General features: G+C 39.8%; 18 protein-coding genes and 1 pseudogene. 11 read left to right on the forward strand and 8 right to left on the reverse strand.

The window, feature by feature from the left end; all coding sequences use genetic code 11:
* Positions 1–443 precede the first annotated feature (443 nt).
* Both fadR and VOI46_RS04705 read left to right on the forward strand, forming a co-directional pair.
* Positions 444–1,157 (forward strand): fatty acid metabolism transcriptional regulator FadR, encoded by a 714-nt coding sequence (gene fadR, locus VOI46_RS04700; RefSeq protein ID WP_004587375.1) that lies wholly within the window; start codon positions 444–446, stop codon positions 1,155–1,157.
* 234 nt (positions 1,158–1,391) lie between these two features.
* A complete protein-coding gene (locus VOI46_RS04705) occupies positions 1,392–1,997 on the forward strand; it encodes a peroxiredoxin C (protein ID WP_004587374.1) in 606 nt (201 codons plus the stop codon).
* A gap of 87 nt (positions 1,998–2,084) precedes the next feature.
* Here the strand turns inward: VOI46_RS04705 and VOI46_RS04710 are convergent.
* A pseudogene (locus VOI46_RS04710) lies at positions 2,085–4,674 on the reverse strand (TonB-dependent receptor).
* A gap of 378 nt (positions 4,675–5,052) precedes the next feature.
* Positions 5,053–5,532 (reverse strand): SsrA-binding protein SmpB, encoded by a 480-nt coding sequence (gene smpB, locus VOI46_RS04715; RefSeq protein ID WP_004587371.1) that lies wholly within the window; start codon positions 5,530–5,532, stop codon positions 5,053–5,055.
* A 145-nt stretch (positions 5,533–5,677) separates the two neighbouring features.
* Between smpB and VOI46_RS04720 the strand changes: the two genes are divergently transcribed.
* Both VOI46_RS04720 and VOI46_RS04725 read left to right on the forward strand, forming a co-directional pair.
* Positions 5,678–6,115, forward strand: a complete 438-nt coding sequence (locus VOI46_RS04720) for a type II toxin-antitoxin system RatA family toxin (RefSeq protein ID WP_004587370.1) — start codon at positions 5,678–5,680, stop codon at positions 6,113–6,115.
* The gene (locus VOI46_RS04725; protein WP_004587369.1) at positions 6,115–6,432 is read left to right on the forward strand and encodes an RnfH family protein; all 318 of its coding nucleotides are present in this window, start codon (positions 6,115–6,117) and stop codon (positions 6,430–6,432) included. The genes VOI46_RS04720 and VOI46_RS04725 overlap by 1 nt, the downstream gene beginning before the upstream one ends.
* A gap of 63 nt (positions 6,433–6,495) precedes the next feature.
* Here VOI46_RS04725 and bamE read toward each other — a convergent pair whose 3' ends face one another.
* Positions 6,496–6,855: an outer membrane protein assembly factor BamE gene (bamE, locus tag VOI46_RS04730; RefSeq protein ID WP_004587368.1), complete on the reverse strand. Its 360-nt coding sequence runs from the start codon at positions 6,853–6,855 to the stop codon at positions 6,496–6,498.
* 107 nt (positions 6,856–6,962) lie between these two features.
* Between bamE and VOI46_RS04735 the strand changes: the two genes are divergently transcribed.
* Positions 6,963–7,277, forward strand: a complete 315-nt coding sequence (locus VOI46_RS04735; protein ID WP_004587367.1) for a GIY-YIG nuclease family protein — start codon at positions 6,963–6,965, stop codon at positions 7,275–7,277.
* Here the strand turns inward: VOI46_RS04735 and VOI46_RS04740 are convergent.
* From VOI46_RS04740 to ilvC, 3 genes are all read right to left on the reverse strand, one after another.
* Positions 7,263–8,441 carry a tetratricopeptide repeat protein gene (locus VOI46_RS04740; RefSeq protein ID WP_004587366.1) on the reverse strand — a complete coding sequence of 393 codons (1,179 nt, stop codon included), beginning with the start codon at positions 8,439–8,441 and terminating at the stop codon, positions 7,263–7,265. The genes VOI46_RS04735 and VOI46_RS04740 overlap by 15 nt on opposite strands.
* 79 nt (positions 8,442–8,520) lie before the next feature.
* Complete coding sequence (locus VOI46_RS04745) at positions 8,521–10,440, reverse strand: methyl-accepting chemotaxis protein (RefSeq protein ID WP_039972223.1); 1,920 nt, start codon at positions 10,438–10,440, stop codon at positions 8,521–8,523.
* A gap of 164 nt (positions 10,441–10,604) precedes the next feature.
* Entirely contained in the window at positions 10,605–12,077 is a 1,473-nt protein-coding gene (gene ilvC, locus VOI46_RS04750; RefSeq protein ID WP_004587364.1) for a ketol-acid reductoisomerase, read from the reverse strand.
* 139 nt (positions 12,078–12,216) lie between these two features.
* Here ilvC and ilvY point away from each other — a divergent pair, with 139 nt between their 5' ends.
* The 6 genes from ilvY to VOI46_RS04780 all read left to right on the forward strand — a co-directional run bounded on the left by ilvY (position 12,217) and on the right by VOI46_RS04780 (position 17,625).
* On the forward strand, positions 12,217–13,122 hold the full coding sequence (ilvY, locus tag VOI46_RS04755) for an HTH-type transcriptional activator IlvY (protein WP_004587363.1): 906 nt from the start codon (positions 12,217–12,219) through the stop codon (positions 13,120–13,122).
* A gap of 121 nt (positions 13,123–13,243) precedes the next feature.
* On the forward strand, positions 13,244–14,290 hold the full coding sequence (locus VOI46_RS04760; RefSeq protein WP_004587362.1) for a GGDEF domain-containing protein: 1,047 nt from the start codon (positions 13,244–13,246) through the stop codon (positions 14,288–14,290).
* Between the two features lie 111 nt (positions 14,291–14,401).
* Positions 14,402–15,265, forward strand: a complete 864-nt coding sequence (locus VOI46_RS04765) for a MipA/OmpV family protein (protein WP_039972218.1) — start codon at positions 14,402–14,404, stop codon at positions 15,263–15,265.
* 13 nt (positions 15,266–15,278) lie between these two features.
* Positions 15,279–15,647 carry a DUF3019 domain-containing protein gene (locus VOI46_RS04770; RefSeq protein ID WP_039972222.1) on the forward strand — a complete coding sequence of 123 codons (369 nt, stop codon included), beginning with the start codon at positions 15,279–15,281 and terminating at the stop codon, positions 15,645–15,647.
* 14 nt (positions 15,648–15,661) lie between these two features.
* Positions 15,662–16,354 (forward strand): response regulator transcription factor, encoded by a 693-nt coding sequence (locus tag VOI46_RS04775; RefSeq protein WP_004587359.1) that lies wholly within the window; start codon positions 15,662–15,664, stop codon positions 16,352–16,354.
* A 23-nt stretch (positions 16,355–16,377) separates the two neighbouring features.
* Complete coding sequence (locus VOI46_RS04780; RefSeq protein ID WP_004587358.1) at positions 16,378–17,625, forward strand: ATP-binding protein; 1,248 nt, start codon at positions 16,378–16,380, stop codon at positions 17,623–17,625.
* A gap of 313 nt (positions 17,626–17,938) precedes the next feature.
* Here VOI46_RS04780 and VOI46_RS04785 read toward each other — a convergent pair whose 3' ends face one another.
* Together VOI46_RS04785 and VOI46_RS04790 are read right to left on the reverse strand one after the other, a co-directional pair.
* Positions 17,939–18,160: a DUF3820 family protein gene (locus tag VOI46_RS04785; protein WP_004587357.1), complete on the reverse strand. Its 222-nt coding sequence runs from the start codon at positions 18,158–18,160 to the stop codon at positions 17,939–17,941.
* Between the two features lie 405 nt (positions 18,161–18,565).
* Positions 18,566–20,140, reverse strand: a complete 1,575-nt coding sequence (locus tag VOI46_RS04790; RefSeq protein ID WP_004587356.1) for a cation:proton antiporter family protein — start codon at positions 20,138–20,140, stop codon at positions 18,566–18,568.
* Between the last annotated feature and the right edge of the window lie 97 nt (positions 20,141–20,237).

The following is a 20,237-nucleotide window of genomic DNA, read 5'->3' on the forward strand; positions in this document are numbered from 1 at the left end:
CGAAGTCGCTTTTTTTAAGATGAAATTAATAAGCGGTTTTGGCCAATCCTATTTAGGGAAAGGTTAAGATTAATTTGCTAAGTGAACATGTAATATAAGATTGGTTCGCTAAAAAGGCTTGTTTAAACGTTACAGTTAACATGCTCTGCTGTATGCGACTTTTGAATGTGCTTGTTGCCGCACACGGGAATTATTGTAGTAATGTAATGGTTAAGCAAAAACAGCAATAGCATTAATGTACCTACTATGAGTAGGGTTAATTTATTTAGCTAATTAGGCCTAATTTAAGCATGTTGAATTTTATTATTTACTATTGCGAAATTTTCAGCGGCTGGTTGGCACTTATATCAAACGAGTTTACTTGTTAGTTATATTTCATCTGGTACAATCTGTCAGTTATTCGTATAAAACGATGAGTTGTGATTAATTCGAGTGGGAATTGAATGAGAATTTTTAAAGCTAAAAGCCCAGCAGGATTTGCTGAAGAGTATATAGTTGAATCTATCTGGAACGGCGATTTCCCTCCAGGTTCAATTCTACCTGCAGAGCGTGAGCTTTCTGAGTTAATTGGTGTAACCAGAACAACCTTACGTGAAGTACTGCAACGTTTAGCACGCGATGGCTGGCTAACTATTCAGCACGGCAAGCCAACCAGAGTGAATAACTTTTGGGAAACATCGGGTTTAAACATACTCGAAACGCTGGCGCGCTTAGATGAAGACAAAATGCCAGAGCTGACCGATCAGTTATTATCTGCACGTACTAATATTAGTGCTATTTATACCCGTGCAGCGATAAAGCTTAACCCTGAGCGTGTTATTGAAATTTTATCAAAAAGCGATGAACTTGAAGACACTGCGCAAGCTTTTGCAGATTACGATTACAAAGTACACCACGAATTAGCTGTCGCTGGTAATAACCGCATATACGTACTTATACTTAACGGTTTTAGAGGGTTTTACTTTAAAATTGGTTGTCATTATTTCTCAGACGCAGGCACTCGCCAGTTAGCACGTCAATTTTATAAAGACCTAACAGTATTGGCTGAAAACCGTGAGCATGATGGCGCGATTTCAATGATGCGTAAGTTTGGCCATCAAACCGGTGAAATCTGGCAAAATATTAAAGGCGATATGCCTTCCGATATCATGGATTAACCCATTTTTAAAACCTGCAAATGCAGTTTTTTTATAGGCGTAATAAAGTTTTAATATCTGTTCGGTATTTTCGATTGTGCACATCGCTAAATACGATTGTTCTTTTTTCCTTATTAAATTTAAAATTCCACGTAATTATGTGGTGGCGCTATTGTTTTTTAATTTTTAGCGCCCATATAAGTATCAGCATTGCGTATGCAATCGACAACAAACTCAAAATATTTGGAGAATAAAATGGGTGTATTAGTAGGCCGCCAGGCACCAGACTTTACCGCTGCAGCTGTACTAGGTAATGGTGAAATTGTAGATAGCTATAACCTTCATGAAACAATTAAAGGTAAAAAAGCAGTAATCTTCTTTTACCCACTAGATTTCACGTTTGTATGTCCTTCAGAACTTATCGCATTTGATAAGCGTTACGAAGAATTCCAAAAGCGTGGCGTAGAAGTAATTGGTGTTTCTATCGATTCACAATTCTCACACAACGCATGGCGTAACACTGCTGTAGCAGACGGCGGTATTGGTAAAGTTCAATACGCACTAGTTGCAGATGTTAAGCACGAAATTTGTAAAGCATACGACGTTGAGCACCCTGAAGCGGGCGTTGCATTTCGTGGCTCTTTCCTAATCGATGAAGAAGGTAACGTACGTCACCAAGTAGTGAACGACTTACCACTTGGTCGTAACATCGACGAAATGATCCGCATGGTTGACGCGCTAGCATTTCACAGCGAAAACGGCGAAGTATGTCCTGCTGGTTGGGAAGAAGGTAAAAAAGGTATGGACGCAAGCCCTGAAGGTGTTGCTAAGTTCCTATCTGAAAACGAAGGCGAGCTATAATTTAGCCCCTACGTTTTAATAAAAAAACCGCCATATGGCGGTTTTTTTGTTTTTAGCATAGCCCATTTAATAATGGGCTATATTAAATTAAAACGAGAAGGTTACTTTAGTGTAGAAGTAACGACCACGAGGGTTGTGTACACCCGATGCATAACCGTAAAGGTCGGCATCGCCATCACCAATGGCAAATGGTGGCTCTTCGTCAAATACGTTATTTACACCAAGCGACACTTTAGTTGCATCACTTACACGGTAAGATGTTTGTAAATCTACCAGTGCTTGCGAGTCAACCATACGCGATGTATTGCTATCAAAGTCTAAGTTACCGTCAAAGTCTATATCTGGGGTATCTTCAAACTCGCCTACGTAGCTAATATTTACGTTGGTATTAAATTGGCCAATTTCCCAGTTAGTAGAGAAAATCCAGCGGTGCTCTGGGTAATTGTATTCACCCGTGTAATCGCGGCCGTCTTTTTCAAACTTGTTTTGGTACGCCCATTCTAAGTTAAATTTAAGCAAGCCTAAATCATCCAGCGAATGGTTGTAATTTGCTGATAAATCAACACCTGACACTTCTTGCGAAGAGACGTTTTCAAAGGTGCTGTATATTTTTTGAATGGTGCCTAAGCTATTACCACCACTAGGTGCTAAGCGTACACACACCGTGCTATCTTGGTTATTACACTCAGAGTTATAAATTGGGCCAAATTCTTGTTCATCAATTTTATTATCTTGGGTAATACTCCACACATCTACGCTTAAACCAAATTCAGCAGAAGGTGCCCAAATAAAGCCAACGTTCCATGATTCTGACTCTTCGGCTTCTAAGTCAGGGTTACCCGCAAATTCAATGTTGTAATCTAGCGCGTCACAATCAAGGCCAGTTGCTTCACAGCGATAAGTATCTACAAAAAACTGACTTTCTTGTGATGGACCTAAACCTACTTGTGCAAGCGATGGCGCTCTAAACCCTTGTGCCCACGAACCACGAATGGTTATTTCGTCGGTAGGTGCCCAACGTAAAGCGACTTTAGGGTTTGTTGTATTACCAAAGTCGCTGTAATCATCGTAACGGCCAGCGAGTTGTAGCTCTAGGTTTTCAGCAAGTGGGATTGAAAATTCCACATAGGCTGCGTATTGGTCGCGCTCTGCTGCAGCAGACACAGACTCAGTACCAAAAATTAAACCGCGCTGAAATTGGTCATCCGGTGTATCGGTTACATCTTCTTCACGGTATTCAATACCCGCGGCCATCATAACCACATCATCACCAAAGCTAAATGCTTCACCAGAGATGTTAGCGTCGAATGAGGTCATATGAGACTCACCGCGACGAACTAAGCTTGTGGTAATTCTGTCAATGACTTCTGGGCTGTTATACGTGCCACCAAATGGGTTGTTTACGGGCATCAATTTCTTGTTGTAAAAAGTCGGTGCGAACCCAACCTTGCGAACGATCGCCTGTTTGAAGTGATTTACTACGGCCTTTTTGAACCGCAGCTTCCCAGCTCCATTCCTTAATTTCGCCTCTTAGGCCAGCTACAAAGCGAAGTGTGTCTGATTCAATATCCCATTGGCGAGCGCCCGCATCAACCGTACGGTAACGGCCAATTTGAATATCTTCACCAAACGGGTTGTTAGGGTGGCTAGCAGGTACTGTTAAACCTGCATCTTCATCAAGTGGAGTAGGGGCACCGGCTGCAACTGAGGTATTATGCTGCACTGCCATTTCTAAAAAGCCGGTAATACCATTATCAAAATTGTATTCAAATTGAGAAATAGCACCTACACGCTCAGACTCAGGGGCGATGTAGCCAAATGGGCCGTAATCAAATAAACAACTGCCGCTTGATGTGGCGTTTTCTGCAGGGCAATCTGGGTCAATTGTTTTTACACCATCAACATAAAAGTAGCCTGGAAAGCCACGAGAAGAGCGAAAGTCTTCGCCGCCATAAGGTGATTGGTTAGCGGTGCCTAAGCTGCCCATTTCATCTGACGAAAGCGAGGTGTTTTTAAAGTAATCAATAATAATTGAGGCGCTGCTTTTTTCGCTAGTTGTACCCCATACTAAACTTGCTGTTGTTTCTTCGTAATTAGGGCCATCGGTACCACCGTAGCCTAAGTTTAGTTCAACGCCATCTATGTCTTTTTTCAAAATAACGTTGACTACGCCCGCTACTGCATCAGAGCCATAAATTGCTGATGCGCCATCTTTTAAAATATCAATGCGCTCAATCGCCGATACCGGAATACTATTAATATCGACAAATGAGTTTGTAATACCTTCGGCAAAGGCACTAATAGCCACACGGCGGCCGTTGATTAGTACCAATGTAGCATCAGCACCTAAACCACGTAGGCTGACCGCGGCAGATCCATTTGCAGTTGAATCTTGGTTGTTGCCGCGTGTTGAGAAAGTACCGCTGCCTGCCACAGGCATTCTTTCGAGGAGTTGTTGAAGGTTATCGTAACCCATGTTTTCGATATCTGCTCTGCCAATAGATTGTACTGGCGAAGGCCCTTCGATATCGGTGCGTTTTATGCGCGAACCTGTTACTTCAATGCGTTCTACTTTTTTTGCTTCTTCAGCAGCATAAGCTGTTGTTGTAAATCCTGCTGAAAGTGCGATTGTAGCACCTGCAATTATGCTAGGTGTAAATGCAATTGATTGCTTCATCCTTAAGTCCTTGTTGATATGTTGTAAATTTAGTTGCTTAACAAGCGCTGACATTAATATCATGTAACTTAAGTGTTATCAATCTACACCCTTTGCGATTTTAGTATGAGTTTTTGTAGAGTATTGAGGGAAAAATATTCAATAATAGAAACAACGAAAAGGGATAGGCAAGGCTAAATTCCTCGCTTTGTATCATAAAATTTGCGCACTAAAATGGGTAGGCATCTAAAGAAATTAAAAAAATAAATAAAGTGTAATAATTTATTTATATCATGCACAGGGATTAATTAAATAAAGCTGAGGGTAATTTGATCAGGTTGTTTTGAATTTAACCGGTGAAAAATTTAAAAAAACGCCTAAATAAATTAGGCGTAGTGTTTATACTTTATGTTTCATGAGGCGTTCTTTTTCACGCGACCAATCTTTATTTTTACCGTCTTCACGTTTGTCATGCATTTTTTTACCTTTTGCTAAGTGAAATTCAAGTTTCACCCAACATTTTTTCCAATACATGGCAGTGGCAACAAGTGAGTAGCCATCTCGTTCAGTGGCACCGACTAATCTATCAAGCTCTTTGCGGCTTAATAACAGTTTACGGTATCGCATTGGATCGCAAATAACATGAGTCGAGGCGCTATTTAAAGGCTGAATTTGACTGCCTAATAAAAAAGCTTCGCCATTTTTAAGATGAATATAAGTTTCTGAGATGTTTACCTTACCAGCTCGGATACTTTTTACTTCCCAGCCCTGTAGTTCAACACCTGCTTCAAACTTGTCGTGTAAAAAATACTCATGACGCGCTTTTTTGTTAAGCGCGATGGTATTACTGTTCGATTTTGATGATTTGTTCTTAGCCATAGTGTCCTATAATATACGTATTAAGAGATGTTTTACATCGATTTTTTATATGTGCCTTTAAAATAATCTGGTGAACTTAAGACCATGAAAATTTGGGGAAACGCGCAAAGCTTGCTAAAATTCGCCCACACAGTTGGGAGTGAGTATGCCACAAATAGAAAAAAGTGCGCTGGTTATGTACAGCACTAAAGAAATGTTTGACCTAGTTAATGATGTAGAAGCTTATCCGCAGTTTTTACCTAATTGCTCAGACTCTAAAATCGTTTCGCAGCACAATAATAACATGACCGCGAGTTTAGAAATATCCAAGGCGGGTATAAAAAAGTGGTTTACCACTGAAAACACCTTTATGGACGAGCAAACCGTGCAATTAAGGCTGGTTGATGGCCCATTTAAAACTCTTAAAGGGCGTTGGCATTTTCAAGCGTTAGATAAAAAAGCCTGTAAAGTTGAGCTTAAGCTTGAATTTGAATTCTCTAGCAAGCTTATCGAATTGGCGTTTGGTAAAATATTTAATGATGTAGCTAAAAATATGGTTAGCGCATTCACGCAACGTGCAAAAGATGTATACGGAGCAAGATAATGATTAGCGTTGAGATAGTTTTTGCATTACCGACTAAAGCAACCACATTAACAGTGGAAGTAGCGCAAGGAACCACAGCCGAACAAGCTGTTATTCAATCGGGGATCATTGAAAAGTGCCCTGAAATAGACCCAACAGCGCTTACTTTAGGTGTATGGAATAGAACAGTAAAAGAGCATTACGAATTAAAAGATGGCGACAGAATAGAAATTTATCGTCCACTAATTGCAGACCCTAAAGATGCTCGAAGAAAGCGTGCTGAAAAAGCAAAAGAGGAAGGTCGAGCAAATAAAGTTACCGGTGGGCGTCCTTTATAAAGGTTATTAATGTAGTAAATAAAAAAGGTGAGCCATGCTCACCTTTTTTAATAACTAAAGCGTTTACTGCTCTAGCGGAGTATCAAAGTTTTCTGGTTGATCATAATCACCCGAAACAGCAACTAGTTGATCATTTTCAAATTTAACCAGCAACTCTTTATGCTGCTCATTATCGCGGCCTTTGTTAAAGCTGTACACATAACGCCAGGTACTATTATCAAACGCATCTTCTGCTATTGGACGACCTAATACATAAATAACTTGCTCTCGTGTCATGTTTACACGAAGCTTATCTACATCTGATTGCTCTAAAAAGTTACCCTGTGGGATATTGATTCTATATACCCAGCTAGAACAACCTGCTAAAGAGCTGAATGTGAGAGCAACGATAAGCCAAAGAGAAAAAGTTTTTAACGACTGCATTGTTAGTTGTGATCCTTATTTTTTATAATCTGCATGATACCGATTAGTCACTGAAGGTAAAACCCTTTTAAGAAATTGTTTTTAGTTACGAGGGTTAGGGCAACGTTTTGACCACAAACACACAAAAAAGTTTAAGTATAAATATAAGCAAAGCACACAAAGTACCCTCAACGTGGTATTTGTATATAGTGCAAACGCGTTTAGGCCACTGGTATACAGGTATAACAACCAATGTTGATAAGCGCTTAGCCACGCATCAAGCGGGTAAAGGCGCAAAAAACTTAAAAGGCAAAGGCCCTTTAGTTTTAATTCATCAACAAAAGGTGGGCTCAAAAAGCGAAGCCAGCAAGTTAGAGTGGCAAATTAAAAAATTAAGTAGGGCCCAAAAAGAGCACTACGTACAACAGCTAATGACTAAGTGAAGCTGTGGCACTTTTTAATGCTTTTAATTTATTACGATAGCGGGCTTTGTCATAGTTAAACTCGGCGTTTATACCCGCTAAACGCATATAATGTGTTGCCTGCTTTATATTGCCGGTAAAATAATATGCTCGCGCAAGGCCAAAGTGGCTTTCGTGTAACTTAGCGTCAATTTTATAAGCGCTTTTAAAATGCTTAATCGCTTGAGAGTAATTTTTAAGTACCAGTTCACTATTACCCAATGATATATGGTAATACGGGTTAGCTTGGCGCTTTTTATTGAGCTGTTTTAGCATTTGCTGACCTTGTTTAGCGCGGTTACTTAAGGTGTACAGCACAGCGAGATTACCTATGGCAGTATGGTTATTTTTATCAAGCAATAAAGCATAGTTATATGCCTGTTCAGCTTCTTTTAAATAATTAAGCTGCCTAAATACAATACCTAAATTTCCCCAGCCACCACTGTATAATGGGGCGGTTTCAACGGCGGCACTAAAGTAGCTATAAGCTAAATTATAATTTTTATTTACTAAAGCTTGAGCGCCTTTATTGTTATAAAACATAGCCGTAACAAACTCTTTTCTTATTGGGCTGGTTTTAAAGCGTTGTTTTCTTATATTCGGGTCGAAGTCTATGGTTAACTGTTTATCACGTTGATAAACCATTGTGGCTGGTATTGTTTGCATAAGCGCATTGTCAATTGATAAATTAATATGCCCTGTCAGTAAATTAACCCCTTTATTCATTGCCCAATATTCAGGAATATGGACTTTTTGAAAGCGCGTTTTTATTCCTAAATAATCGGCTAAGCTATACGCTAATATCGATAACGACAGGCAATTAGCATTTAAATTAGCGTAGGTTTGCGATGCACTCAATGTGGCGCCACTTTGATAGGTTAATGAGTTATCGCCGTTTTTTAATAAAAAACTTAAAATACTATTCGCTAAGTAATGCGCGCTGCGCTTACTGGTTAAGTGGGCATCAAGTTGGGAAGTGATTGTTTTGTCTAGCTTAAATATTTCTAGCTCGGTTTCGACGCTAATACGGTTAAATGTTGGATGGTTCGCAAGGGCAAGCGGTGGTGGTTCACGCACCGTGGTGTTACATACGCTTAAATATAAGCAACTACTTAGTAATAATACGTTAAAACAAGATATGTTCATAAACCACCTCCAACATATTACATCTATAAGTGTAGATGCAATATGCGTAGGTGGTTTATTAAAGTGTTACAAAACGTGTTTAGTGGTGTTTTTCAAAGGTGGCTACGAGTGCATCAAGGGCTTGAGCGCTATTTGCTAAATCGCGAATTGCTTGCTCGGTGTTTATTTGCTCATTCATAGCACGGTCACTAATTTCACTTATTTGCTCAATATTACGTCCTACATCAGCAACCACGTTACTTTGCTGCTCAGTTGCGGTGGCAATTAAAGTAGCCATGTCGTTTATTTGATTTGCTGTTTCGCTTATCGCATCAAGCAATTCAACAGAGCTTTGCATTGCGCCTACGCTTTGTTGGGCTTTTTGCTTAGATTGACTGATATCGTTTACTACATCTTCAGAAATAGTGGTTAGCTCTTCAATCATTGACTGAATTTCGGTGGTTGATTGCGAGGTACGATTAGCAAGCGCGCGTACTTCATCGGCCACCACTGCAAAGCCTCTACCATGCTCACCAGCCCGTGCCGATTCGATGGCTGCGTTTAAGGCCAGTAAATTAGTTTGCTCAGAAATACCGCGAATAGAGTCAACAATACTCGCTATATCAATTGTTTTTTTAGAAAGCAGTGTTACTTGTTCGGTAATGCCGTCAATGTCAGTGGCAAGCGCTGAAATTGTAGCTTGGCTTTGCAGTACTTGCTGATGGCTTTGGCTGGTGTTTTCTTCACTGCTTTGCGTTAACTTGGCTGCATTAGCCGCACTTTGTGCTATTTCTTGTACAGTTGCGCCCATTTCGTTAATGGCTGCAGCTACCGAAATGGTTTGCTCTTTTTGATTATCAATAGACTGCGAGTTGTTTTTTGCTTGTTCAAATACATGATTAGAACTTTGGCGTATTTCTGTACTTTCGTTGGCGACTTGCTTTATGGCAGTTTCAATTTTATGAATAAATTGGTTAAAGCCATGGCTTAAATTGTTTAGCTCTGGCTGATTAGACTCTGGCAAACGGTACGCTAAATTAGCATCGCCTGATCCTAAACGTGAGAACAGTTCGGCCATATCCGAAAGCGGTGACGCTAAAGAACGTGCTAACAAGTAACTTAGTATGCTAGCAACGAGGGCTATCACTAGCGTAAAGGTAAATATTTGCCACTCCAATGTACCTACAGTCTCAAACACCTCACTTTTAGGTACTTGGGCTAATACGTATAAGTCGGTATTGGCTATTGGCATGGCTGCTAAAAATGTGGCTTCGTTATTAAGTGATAATTCTGTAATTGCAAAACCAGAGGGGTTATATAAAGTACTATGAACATTACTGCCATAAAGTGTGTCTATGTTTACTTTAGCCACTTTATTTGCATCTTTATGTAACTGAATTAAGCCGCTTTTATCTGCAATAAACACAAAGCCTGTTTGCTCAATTTTAAATTGTTGTAATAGCTTTTGCATGTCGGTGATGCTTTTTGCAAGCCCCGCTAATCCAAGCCCATTTGTTTGTTGATGATTTACAAACATTTTTACATCAGTCGGGGATTCTTGATAAATACTGATTGAGTACGGATTATTTGAGTTGGTAAAGCCAAAAAACCACCCATCAGCCGCGTCGTTTTTAAGCACGCGTAAAAATCCGTGTTGGTTCCAATATTGTGCTGTATCACGGTTAGCCCACGACGCCGTTGCTAAATCAAACTGCTTTGCTACGCGGTTTAATTCTTTAAGCAGTAGTGTGTCGTCTTGGTTATTTGAGCGCGCCCACTCTAAGATAAATTCATTTGATGATAGTTGCTGTGCAGCACCTAGTAGTTCGTTTATTTCGCCACCAATTTGATTACTAATACTGTGTAATTTGCTGGGTAGCTCAGATTCAATCATACGTCGTTCTATAATATCTTCAGAGCTATATAAAGACGTTAAACCAATTAATGCAGCGACACAGATTGCAATGGTACTGCCTAAAATGGTGATTTTTTGAGTGATAGTTAGGTTTTTTATCGTCATATTATTTAACTTTACAACTAGGTAGATAGCCATGTTAGCACATTATTAATTAAGCGCTAATTATTGCAATATATCTAAAAGGGTATACACGCTTTTTATTATTACTAGCACGAAAAAGCCCACAGCGTATGCATGTGGGCTTGGTTTCTAACAAGCGAAACTAGTTATACAATTTTCTTCATTGCTGACATGTAGCCGCGTAGTCTAGCGCCAACAATTTCAACAGGGTGCTCACGTAGTGCAGTGTTAATTTGAATCAATGTTTGGTTATCTACTTGGTTACTTTGCTCATTTAAGCCTTTACCAATAACATCGGTGTCGATGTTTTTCATAAAATCGGCCAATAATGGTAAACACGCATGGTTGTATAAGTAACAGCCGTATTCTGCAGTATCAGAAATAGTACGGTTCATTTCGAATAACTTTTTACGTGCTATTGTGTTGGCAATTAATGGTGTTTCGTGTAAAGACTCATAATAAGCCGACTCGTCAATAATACCTGCTGCAGTCATGGTTTCAAATGCAAGCTCAACGCCCGCTTTAACCATAGCAACCATTAAAATACCGTTATCGAAAAACTCTTGCTCAGAGATTTCTACATCACCAGCAGGGGTTTTTTCAAAGTTAGTTTCGGCAGTTTCTGCACGCCATTTTAGTAAGTTTGCATCGTCGTTTGCCCAATCTTCCATCATTACGCGTGAGAAAGTACCGTCGATAATGTCATCTTGGTGCTTGTTATAAAGCGGGCGCATAATAACTTTAAGTTCTTCGCTTAGTTCAAACGCTTTTACTTTTGCAGGGTTTGATAAACGGTCAAGCATGTTAGTAACGCCGCCGTATTTAAGGGCTTCGGTAATTACTTCCCAGCCGTATTGAATTAGTTTTGATGCGTAACCCGCATCAATGCCTTTTTCAATCATTTTATCAAAACATAAAATTGAACCGGTTTGTAACATGCCACACAGAATTGTTTGCTCGCCCATTAAGTCTGATTTAACTTCAGCGATAAATGATGACTTAAGTACACCGGCACGATGACCACCGGTACCCGCAGCGTAGGCTTTAGCTTGTGCTAAGCCGTGACCTTGTGGGTCGTTTTCTGGGTGAACAGCAATAAGAGTAGGTACACCAAAGCCGCGTTTGTATTCTTCGCGCACTTCAGAGCCAGGACACTTAGGAGCAACCATGATTACCGTAATGTCTTCACGAATTTGCATGCCTTCTTCAACAATATTAAAACCGTGCGAGTAAGCAAGTGTAGAGCCTTGTTTCATTAAAGGCATAATGGCAGTTACAACGACCGTATGTTGCTTATCAGGTGTTAGGTTTAATACTACGTCAGCGCTCGGAATTAGCTCTTCGTAGGTGCCTACAGTAAAACCGTTTTCAGATGCATTTAGGTATGATTGACGACGCTCATCAATTGCTGATTGACGTAACGTGTACGATACATCTAGGCCTGAGTCACGTAAGTTTAAACCTTGGTTAAGACCTTGTGCGCCACAGCCAACAATAACCAGCTTTTTACCTTTAAGTGCATCAACACCATCGGTAAATTCACTTGGGTCCATAAATTCACATTGCGCTAATTGAGCTAATTGCTCGCGTAAAGGTAAGGTATTAAAATAATTCGCCATGTTAGTGTCCTATAATTCGTGTTTGTTAGATGCAAAGCGTATTTGCTTTGCTTAAACACACCATAAAAAAAAACTTTGCTTGCGTAAAATGATATATTTGCACTAAAGTATTTCAAAAAATGAAACGTAGGGGCGTGTAATGGATCATAAGCATTTAAATTACTTTTTAGTGTTAGCTAAAACGCTCCATTTTGCCAGGGCGAGCGAGCTGTGCCATATAAGTGCACCTACTTTAAGTCGTAATATTAAGCAGCTTGAAGATGAGGTCGGCGTTGCTTTATTTATACGCGATAACCGAAGTGTAAAATTAACTAAAGAAGGGGAGTCGTTTATTGATTACGCCACCTCTACACTGGCTAATTGGCAGCGCTTTAAAGCGAATGTGAAAGACCCAACCCAGCATATTTACGGTAATGTGAGTATTTATTGCTCAGTCACCGCATCGTATAGTTTTTTGCATCAAATATTAGAACAACTCCGCGCGCAGCATCAGCATATAGAAATAACGCTCAATACCGGCGATCCGGCGTTGGCAATAAACCGAGTACTGGATGCCCATGAATCAATGGCTATTGCTGCACGGCCAAGTAAACTGCCTGCCCAAATTGCTTTTGTTAATATAGGCCACTCTCCACTGGTTCTTATTGGACCTAAAATTCAATGCCCGATCAGCGAAAAAATAGCGAAAAACGCCCCACAAATCGATTGGTCAGAACTGGAGTTTATTGTACCTGAGCAAGGTTTTTCTAGGCAGCGGTTAGAGCAGTGGTGGCGGAAAAATAATGTGCATGGAAAAATTTATGCGCAAGTGGCTGGGCACGAAGCTATGGTGTCTATGGTGAGCCTAGGATTAGGTGTCGCCATGGTTCCCAAAATAGTGCTAGATAATAGTCCGCTACAAGACAAGGTACACGTACTGCCCAGTGAAAATTACCAGCCAGAAGGATTTGATATTGGTTTGGCGGTGCTAAAAAAAGAGCTTAACGACCCAGCAATCAGTGCATTATGGAATATTGCACAAACTTTAGGCGCAAATGTTATTTAAGCTTTTAACGATTAATATAATTCAGTAAATAGTATGATTAACAGTTGCGTATGAGTTTACTATTACTTAACATGAAAGCTTAATAATAAAAAATAATGACGCACGAGAGTTTATAATAATTATGGATCATGCTGTATCGCTCGCTCATTCTGCTCAATGTTTAAAAAAAGCAATTCCTCTGATGGTAAAATACCGAATGCCGGTAACGCCTATCAATTACGCTATTTGGTATTGCTATGTGCAAGGCAGTAAACCAGCATTAAATGCTGAGCTTGATCACGTCATTGCTGAGCAACAAACATGTACTCAAAATAAAGCAAAAGAAATTTTTGATAAGCATTTGAGCGAAGATGACTTAGTGTTTTTTCAAGAAATGGCAGATCGCTTCCATGGCACTATGGAGCAAGTACAGCATGATATAAGCGTTACCCTCGATCATTCTAAAAGCTTTACCACGTCGTTGGTAGATTCTCAAAATGAGTTAGCAAGTTTAGCTAATGTAAATTCGTTTAACGAAATACTCGGTTGTGTTGAACGCTTAACTGACGAGTCAGTGGCTATGCAAGACTATGCGCGAGAATTTCAAACTAAGCTTGCGGTAGCCTATAACGAAATTAAAGATTTAAAAGAAGCACTTAACCTTTCTCAAGAAGCAGCAGATACAGATCCCCTGACAGGCTTTTTTAATAGAAGAAAGTTTGATGATGATATTCAGCAGTTTTGTCAAACCTATTCAGAGCAAGCTGACGAGAGCGTATTGGCGGTACTAATCATGTTTGATATTGATCACTTTAAACGTTTTAACGACGATTTTGGTCATCAAAAAGGCGATGAAGTACTTAAATTAGTAGCCAAAAAAGTTTCGCAAAATATTTCCGATAGCCTGAATGTTTACCGCTATGGTGGTGAGGAGTTTTGTATTACCGGGTATTTTGACAGCATCAACGAGATTATGGTGTTTGCTGATAAAATTCGTTTAGATATTGCCTCATTAACTATCCGTAAAAAAGACGATGTAAATTCTAAACGTGCAATTTCTGCAAGTTTTGGGCTCGCTATTTTACGTCCATTCACGAAAGGTTCGGTACTTATTGAGCGCGCCGACCGTGCTTTATATATAGCTAAAACACATGGTCGCAACCGTATTGAAATAGCCCCTGATATTTAAATGTGATACGCATGTATAAAAATTGTGAATGATTGTGACCAGGTGGCGCACATTTGTGCTTACCTTGCTAGTATGGGTCACTTACTTATTTTACTCATTTAGATTAGGTTAATGCGGCTCAATACTTTTATTTACATTTTTTGCTTTGTGGTGTGTCTTGCTTGCGTGCCTAGCACAGCTTCGCAGGCCTACAACGAACAAGAGTATGCGCAGCAACATATTACTGTTAAGAAGTGGCATGTAAATCTAAGTGTCGGCGCGGGTGTTATTACCAACCCTCTGCATGGCGGAAAAAACGTCCCGCTCCCTGTGATCCCACGCATTGCTTTTTATGGCGAGCGTTGGTTTTTCGATAATGGTCGCCTTGGCTTCACACTTAAAGAAAATCAAAAGCATCATTTTAATATCGTTTCAGAACTGAACGCAGAGTCACGCTTTTTTATTGATTGGCACCCTAATGACCTCTTTGTTTTACCAGCAACCACAGGTGCTTCTGCATTAGCGCAAAATAATCCCCAGCCTAAAAAAATAAATATCGATAATATTGATAATCGCCATTTAGCCCTAGATGCTGGAGGAAGCTATCATTATGTGCAGCAAAACCATGTGCTATCGATACAGTTATTACACGATATAAGTAATGTTTATAACGGTACTCGAGGCGCTATACAATGGCAGTACCACAGTGAAGTAGGGCGTTTAAAGTTAAAACCAACGCTTGGGGTTAACTATAAATCAGCTGAATTAAACAGCTACTATTATGGTTTAAAAGCACACGAAACCTCATTAGGTAAAATTGACGTTGGTAGTAGCTGGCAACCTTATGCTAAAATCGACGCCAGTTGGCCATTGAGTGAGGCTAACAGTCTTCGTTTTCATGTAGCATATTACGACTATTCAGCTATGGATGGCAGTCCGCTTTTTGAACGTAACTATTCAATGACTGCTTTTATAGGATTCGATCATACTTTTTAATATGAAGTATTTAATGTTGATTGTGCTTACAGTTTTTCTGTTTAGCCCTCCCGTTGTAGCGCAAAATGCGTCTTTAAAGGTCTCTCCCAAAGTGTGTGTTGTTTCTGAGCAGCAAGCGTTTTGCGATCTTGATTTAAAGTTTAATTGGCAGCAACCATCGCCAAGCGATGCATGCCTGTACCAACAAAACAAACTGATTAAATGCTGGCAACAGCAGGCTGTTGGTGTGTTTGAGTATAAAGCGCGTGTTCAGGTAGAGACCATATACTCCTTAATCAATCCTCATACCGGTGTGTTAATTGCTAAAACACACGTTGAAGTGCAAAGTGCTGATGCTAAAAAAAGTAGGCGCAGGCTTCGCTCTCCATGGAGCTATTTTTAATTTAGGAGCAACTCATGCCAAAAATTTTACTTGTTGAAGATGACCTAGGTTTACAACAACTAACAAAAGATTATCTTGAACATAATGGCTTAGAAGTAGACGTATTAAGCCGTGGTGATGAAGTATTTAGTTATCTTGAGAATAACGCTGCTGATTTAATGATTTTAGATATTATGCTGCCAGGTAAAGATGGCTTTAGCGTATGTCGACAAGTACGTGATAAGTTCTCGTTGCCAATTTTAATGCTTACTGCAAAAGGTGAAAACTTTGATCAGGTGATTGGCTTAGAGCTTGGCGCAGATGATTATGTGGTAAAACCTGCAGAACCGCGTGTTTTACTGGCGCGTGTAAATGCATTACTGCGTCGCGGACAACCCGTGGTTAAGGCCGCAGAAGAGATTCAATTTGGTGATTTAGTCATTGATAAAACCAGCCGAATTGTTAAATTAAACGAAAACGAAATAGTACTTACATCCCATGAGTTTGAGCTACTATGGCTACTTGCCTCAAATGCAGGCGAAGTACTAAGCCGTGAACATGTTCATCAACATATGATTGGTCGTCAATACGATGGGCTTGACCGTACCGTTGATGTACGCGTGTCACGAATTCGTAAAAAGCTAGGTGATAACAGCGATAAACCTTACCGTATAAAAACCGTGTGGGGGCAAGGTTACTTGTTTGTATCAGACGCCTGGGAAAAATAATATATGAAGGTAAATAAGGAATAATGGGCAAACTATTTATAAGTTTATATGTTTATATCATTGTTTCTTTATTTATTGTTAGTGGTGTTATAGAACAAATTTGGCCTTACGAAGAGACGCAGCAGCAAGTGCTGTTAGATGATGAGTTTGGCCAAGCACTTTGGTTATTATCGCAAACCGATGATGGACTAGATAAGCTAAAACACAGCTTTGAAAGCCAAGTTATTGCCCGCAAAGATCTTATTTTACCCCTTAAGCAGCAAGCCTCATTAGATAAAAATCATTACCTGTACCTGTATGATAAAAAACAGCGCATAGTGTGGTATGTTGAGCTTGGTGATAACAAGCTACTTCAAATTGGTCCTGTAGGCGTTATAAAAGCACCTGAAAGCTCTGTTATCCCGTATTTAATGTTACTGGCTATTGTAGGGTTACCTGTGGGGCTGTGGAGCTTTTTACTATGGCGTGATTTTTCTAAATTAAGCCATGCGTGCGAAGCGGTAGATGGCTCGCAAGACTTTAATTTAAGCAGTCCTTCTAAATCGTTTTTTTTACCCGTTACTGATACTCTAAAAGTAATGCAGCAGCGCATAGAGCATCTTCTTAGTGCGCAACAAGAACTGACCTCCTCTGTATCTCATGAATTTAGAACGCCCCTTGCACGATTAAAATTTGGTATAGCCATGTTAGAAGAAACACTGCAATCGGAAAAAGGGCAACATTACCTAACTAATATGCAGGCAGATATAAGCGAACTTGAAGCGCTTGTGTGTGAAATGCTTGAATATGCTCGGCTTGATTCGCAGCAACCAAGCTTAGCTAGAAGCGACGTTGATTTGGCTGCCTTAACACAATCAGTCATTAATAAGCTAAATTTTGCAAGCGGCATAGAGTTTAATGCGGTGTTACCACAGGCTTTAGTGTACAAGTGTGATGCGCACTTTATTGCGCGTGTAATGCAAAACCTAGTGGGCAATGCGTTAAAGTACGCTGTTAGTCGTGTTGATGTCACACTCAAAGCGCAGGGTGATGCAATTTACTTTATTGTGGAAGATGACGGAGAAGGTATTTTAAAAAGCGACAGAGAAAGCGTATTTAAACCTTTTACTCGTTTAGATAAAAGCCGTGATAAAAGCACAGGGGGCTTTGGTTTAGGCTTAGCCATAGTGGCAAAAATTGTATCGTGGCATAAAGGGCACTATGCAATCACTGACTCATCGCTTGGTGGGGCAAAGTTTATAGTTACCTTACCTAATACCTATCCTCAATAATACTTAATCATTTTGTAGGGCCAAATGTGTCGCTACCTACGTTAAAAAACTCCCATTTACGAGTGCATAAATGCAGAAGGTAGAGCAATGCAGGAGCAATTGCCGAGAACAACTAAATAGCGAATTTTTTGCTTAGCTATCCACACGTTTTTCCATCCTCAAAATAGATCACTTTATTATGCGGATTGGTATAAAAGCAATTCACCTAAAAACGCCAGACATAAAAAAAGCGCCTAAGGCGCTTTTTGTGGTTAAAAACCAAAATCAACAAGTAGCAAAATAGTAGACCCGGCTACGTGGAAAAAGTTCTCAATTATTTTTCATTTTTTTTAAGTAGGGGCATCAGCATTTGCTCAAGCCCATTTAATTTAACCTCGTACATCATTGCAAGCTGCGCCCCGAGTTTACTTTCTGGAAACCCTTGCTGTTTAAACCACACTAGGTAGGGCTCTGGCAAAAGCAGCAGAGGTCTGCCTGCGTATTTTCCAAAGGGCATAATTGTATTAATAGCGAGCTTGAGTTCGGCTGTATCCATAATAAGTCAGTAATTGATAAAACGTATAATAGTAATACTACTGCTTATTAATAATAAACGCATTAAATAGCGGCTGGGTAAGCGGGCAAGTAAACAGAAATAAAATAGGCTGTGACGGGCAAGAAACAGCCTATTGAACGAGGGAGTAGGCCCTCTGATTGAATAAATTTGTGTTGATAAATAAATACTTACCTTGCATTAATTAGCTGGAGTCTAATTATGCGACATAGGTGCGAAGACGTTTATTTAAACAACATCGGTAGTTTATCTGTTTTTTTTACAGATAGAGAGAAGTAATGTAAAGGAATGTAAATAAAATGAGTTTTTAAACTAAAACTAATAAAAAAGCCTTATTAAAAATAAGGCGTTTTCACTTGGTTGTTTTTATTGTTTAGTGTAAAAGTGCTATTTTTCGAATAGCTCTTGCTTTACGTGCTCGGCAAAACCACTTCCTGCTTCTAAATAAAAGTTATAGGTCGAGTTTACGCCCATTTGTTCAAGCTCTTTTTGTTGATCTGGGTAATTGGCGATAGCTGTTACTTGGCCGTTATAGCCTGAGGCTTGTAATTGCTCTAGTGCAAAAATATTTTGCATATGCTTTGGCATAGCTAACATGACCATTTCAACATGAGAGTGGTTAACGCGCTGCCAAAAGTCAGGGTCGGTGGCATCGGCAAGGAGTACCTTTCTATTGCGTTTAATATGCTTTTCTACCACCTCTGGTTTTATATCAATGCCCGCCACTACATTAGGGTGAGTCGCATTTATTGTTTCGTAGGCACCTGTACCTATGCGTCCCATACCAAATATAACGATCTTAGTGTCGTTTAGATTAACGGGTAGCTCTTCAGCTAAGCGGGTTTTGCTTTCGAATTTTAATAGCCAGCGCTCAATTTTTACGTATAACTCGTTTGAGCGTTTATTAAGAGGCGATGCAATAACAAAGGTAATAGACACCGCAATAGCCATTACCGCCAGCCACTCTGAGGTGATCATGCCTGTAGAGGCTGCCACAGCACACACAATAAGGCCAAACTCACTAAAATTAGCAAGGCTAAATGCAGTGAGTAACGAGGTGCGCGCTCTGAGCTTAAAGGTATTCGTAAACACATAATAAAGTAAGGTTTTAACTGGCAGCACAAATATAAGGATTAACGCTACAATTAATGAATTAGCTGTAAGCTCTGCGTTTAAACCAATACTTAAGAAAAAACCGACCAGCAAAATATCTTTTAAATTAAGCAGCGACTTTGAAAGCTCTCCCGCCTTTTTATGTGGCGCAAACATCATCCCCATAATGAGCGCGCCTAAATCGCCCTTTAAACCTGCAAAATCAAAAGCGTTATAACCGGCTACCAACGCAAAGAAAAAGCCAAATAACGGCAATAGCTCACCATGTTTAGATCGGTTAAGCACTGCATACATAAGTGGGCGCACTAAAGGGAGTGCAATAATTAAAGCAAGAGCCCACATATTAGGTACTTTGCCAGTGCTAATGGCTAAAAATATAACCGCAAAAATATCCTGCATAACTAAAATGCCAATGGCTATTTTTCCGTGTAGGCTTGCCATTTCACCGCGCTCTTCAAGTACTTTTACCGCAAATACAGTGCTTGAAAAGCTTAGCGCAAACCCAACTAATAAAGCACTTTGCCAGCTTAAATCAATAAACATAGGCACAGCAAAAATACCTAGCAGTAACATAAAGCCACTAAATAATGCACTGCTAAAAATAATGTGTAGGGTAGCGGGTGCCCATACTTGGGGCTTGATTAAGCTGTTTACTTTAAGTTTTAAGCCAATACTAAATAAAAGAAGTGTTACACCCAGTGCCGCAATGGTATCGAGTAGTTCGGTGCTTTTATAGCCAGATAAATTTAATGCAAAACCGGCAAGTAAAAAGCCAATAAGGGGAGGAAGTTTTAATTGATAAACACCAAAGCCACAAACAAACGCGGCGGCAAAATAGATTAGTTCCATAATTCTTAATATCACTTCATTTGGGATTGCAGTGTAGCGAAAATTTTATACCATTGAAAATAAAAATAGCCCTAAAAATGAGCGCGTTTAATCAATT

The organism is Pseudoalteromonas sp. CuT4-3, from assembly GCF_035666335.1.
Lineage (GTDB): Bacteria > Pseudomonadota > Gammaproteobacteria > Enterobacterales > Alteromonadaceae > Pseudoalteromonas > Pseudoalteromonas atlantica.

What these genes read in the sequence shown, in the direction of transcription:
- fadR (WP_004587375.1), top strand. Translation starts at nt 444, where the DNA reads ATGAGAATTTTTAAAGCTAAAAGCCCAGCAGGATTTGCTGAAGAGTAT.
- VOI46_RS04705 (WP_004587374.1), top strand. Translation starts at nt 1,392, where the DNA reads ATGGGTGTATTAGTAGGCCGCCAGGCACCAGACTTTACCGCTGCAGCT.
- smpB (WP_004587371.1), bottom strand. Translation starts at nt 5,532, where the DNA reads ATGGCTAAGAACAAATCATCAAAATCGAACAGTAATACCATCGCGCTT.
- VOI46_RS04720 (WP_004587370.1), top strand. Translation starts at nt 5,678, where the DNA reads ATGCCACAAATAGAAAAAAGTGCGCTGGTTATGTACAGCACTAAAGAA.
- VOI46_RS04725 (WP_004587369.1), top strand. Translation starts at nt 6,115, where the DNA reads ATGATTAGCGTTGAGATAGTTTTTGCATTACCGACTAAAGCAACCACA.
- bamE (WP_004587368.1), bottom strand. Translation starts at nt 6,855, where the DNA reads ATGCAGTCGTTAAAAACTTTTTCTCTTTGGCTTATCGTTGCTCTCACA.
- VOI46_RS04740 (WP_004587366.1), bottom strand. Translation starts at nt 8,441, where the DNA reads ATGAACATATCTTGTTTTAACGTATTATTACTAAGTAGTTGCTTATAT.
- VOI46_RS04745 (WP_039972223.1), bottom strand. Translation starts at nt 10,440, where the DNA reads ATGACGATAAAAAACCTAACTATCACTCAAAAAATCACCATTTTAGGC.
- ilvC (WP_004587364.1), bottom strand. Translation starts at nt 12,077, where the DNA reads ATGGCGAATTATTTTAATACCTTACCTTTACGCGAGCAATTAGCTCAA.
- ilvY (WP_004587363.1), top strand. Translation starts at nt 12,217, where the DNA reads ATGGATCATAAGCATTTAAATTACTTTTTAGTGTTAGCTAAAACGCTC.
- VOI46_RS04760 (WP_004587362.1), top strand. Translation starts at nt 13,244, where the DNA reads ATGGATCATGCTGTATCGCTCGCTCATTCTGCTCAATGTTTAAAAAAA.
- VOI46_RS04765 (WP_039972218.1), top strand. Translation starts at nt 14,402, where the DNA reads ATGCGGCTCAATACTTTTATTTACATTTTTTGCTTTGTGGTGTGTCTT.
- VOI46_RS04770 (WP_039972222.1), top strand. Translation starts at nt 15,279, where the DNA reads ATGTTGATTGTGCTTACAGTTTTTCTGTTTAGCCCTCCCGTTGTAGCG.
- VOI46_RS04775 (WP_004587359.1), top strand. Translation starts at nt 15,662, where the DNA reads ATGCCAAAAATTTTACTTGTTGAAGATGACCTAGGTTTACAACAACTA.
- VOI46_RS04780 (WP_004587358.1), top strand. Translation starts at nt 16,378, where the DNA reads ATGGGCAAACTATTTATAAGTTTATATGTTTATATCATTGTTTCTTTA.
- VOI46_RS04785 (WP_004587357.1), bottom strand. Translation starts at nt 18,160, where the DNA reads ATGGATACAGCCGAACTCAAGCTCGCTATTAATACAATTATGCCCTTT.
- VOI46_RS04790 (WP_004587356.1), bottom strand. Translation starts at nt 20,140, where the DNA reads ATGGAACTAATCTATTTTGCCGCCGCGTTTGTTTGTGGCTTTGGTGTT.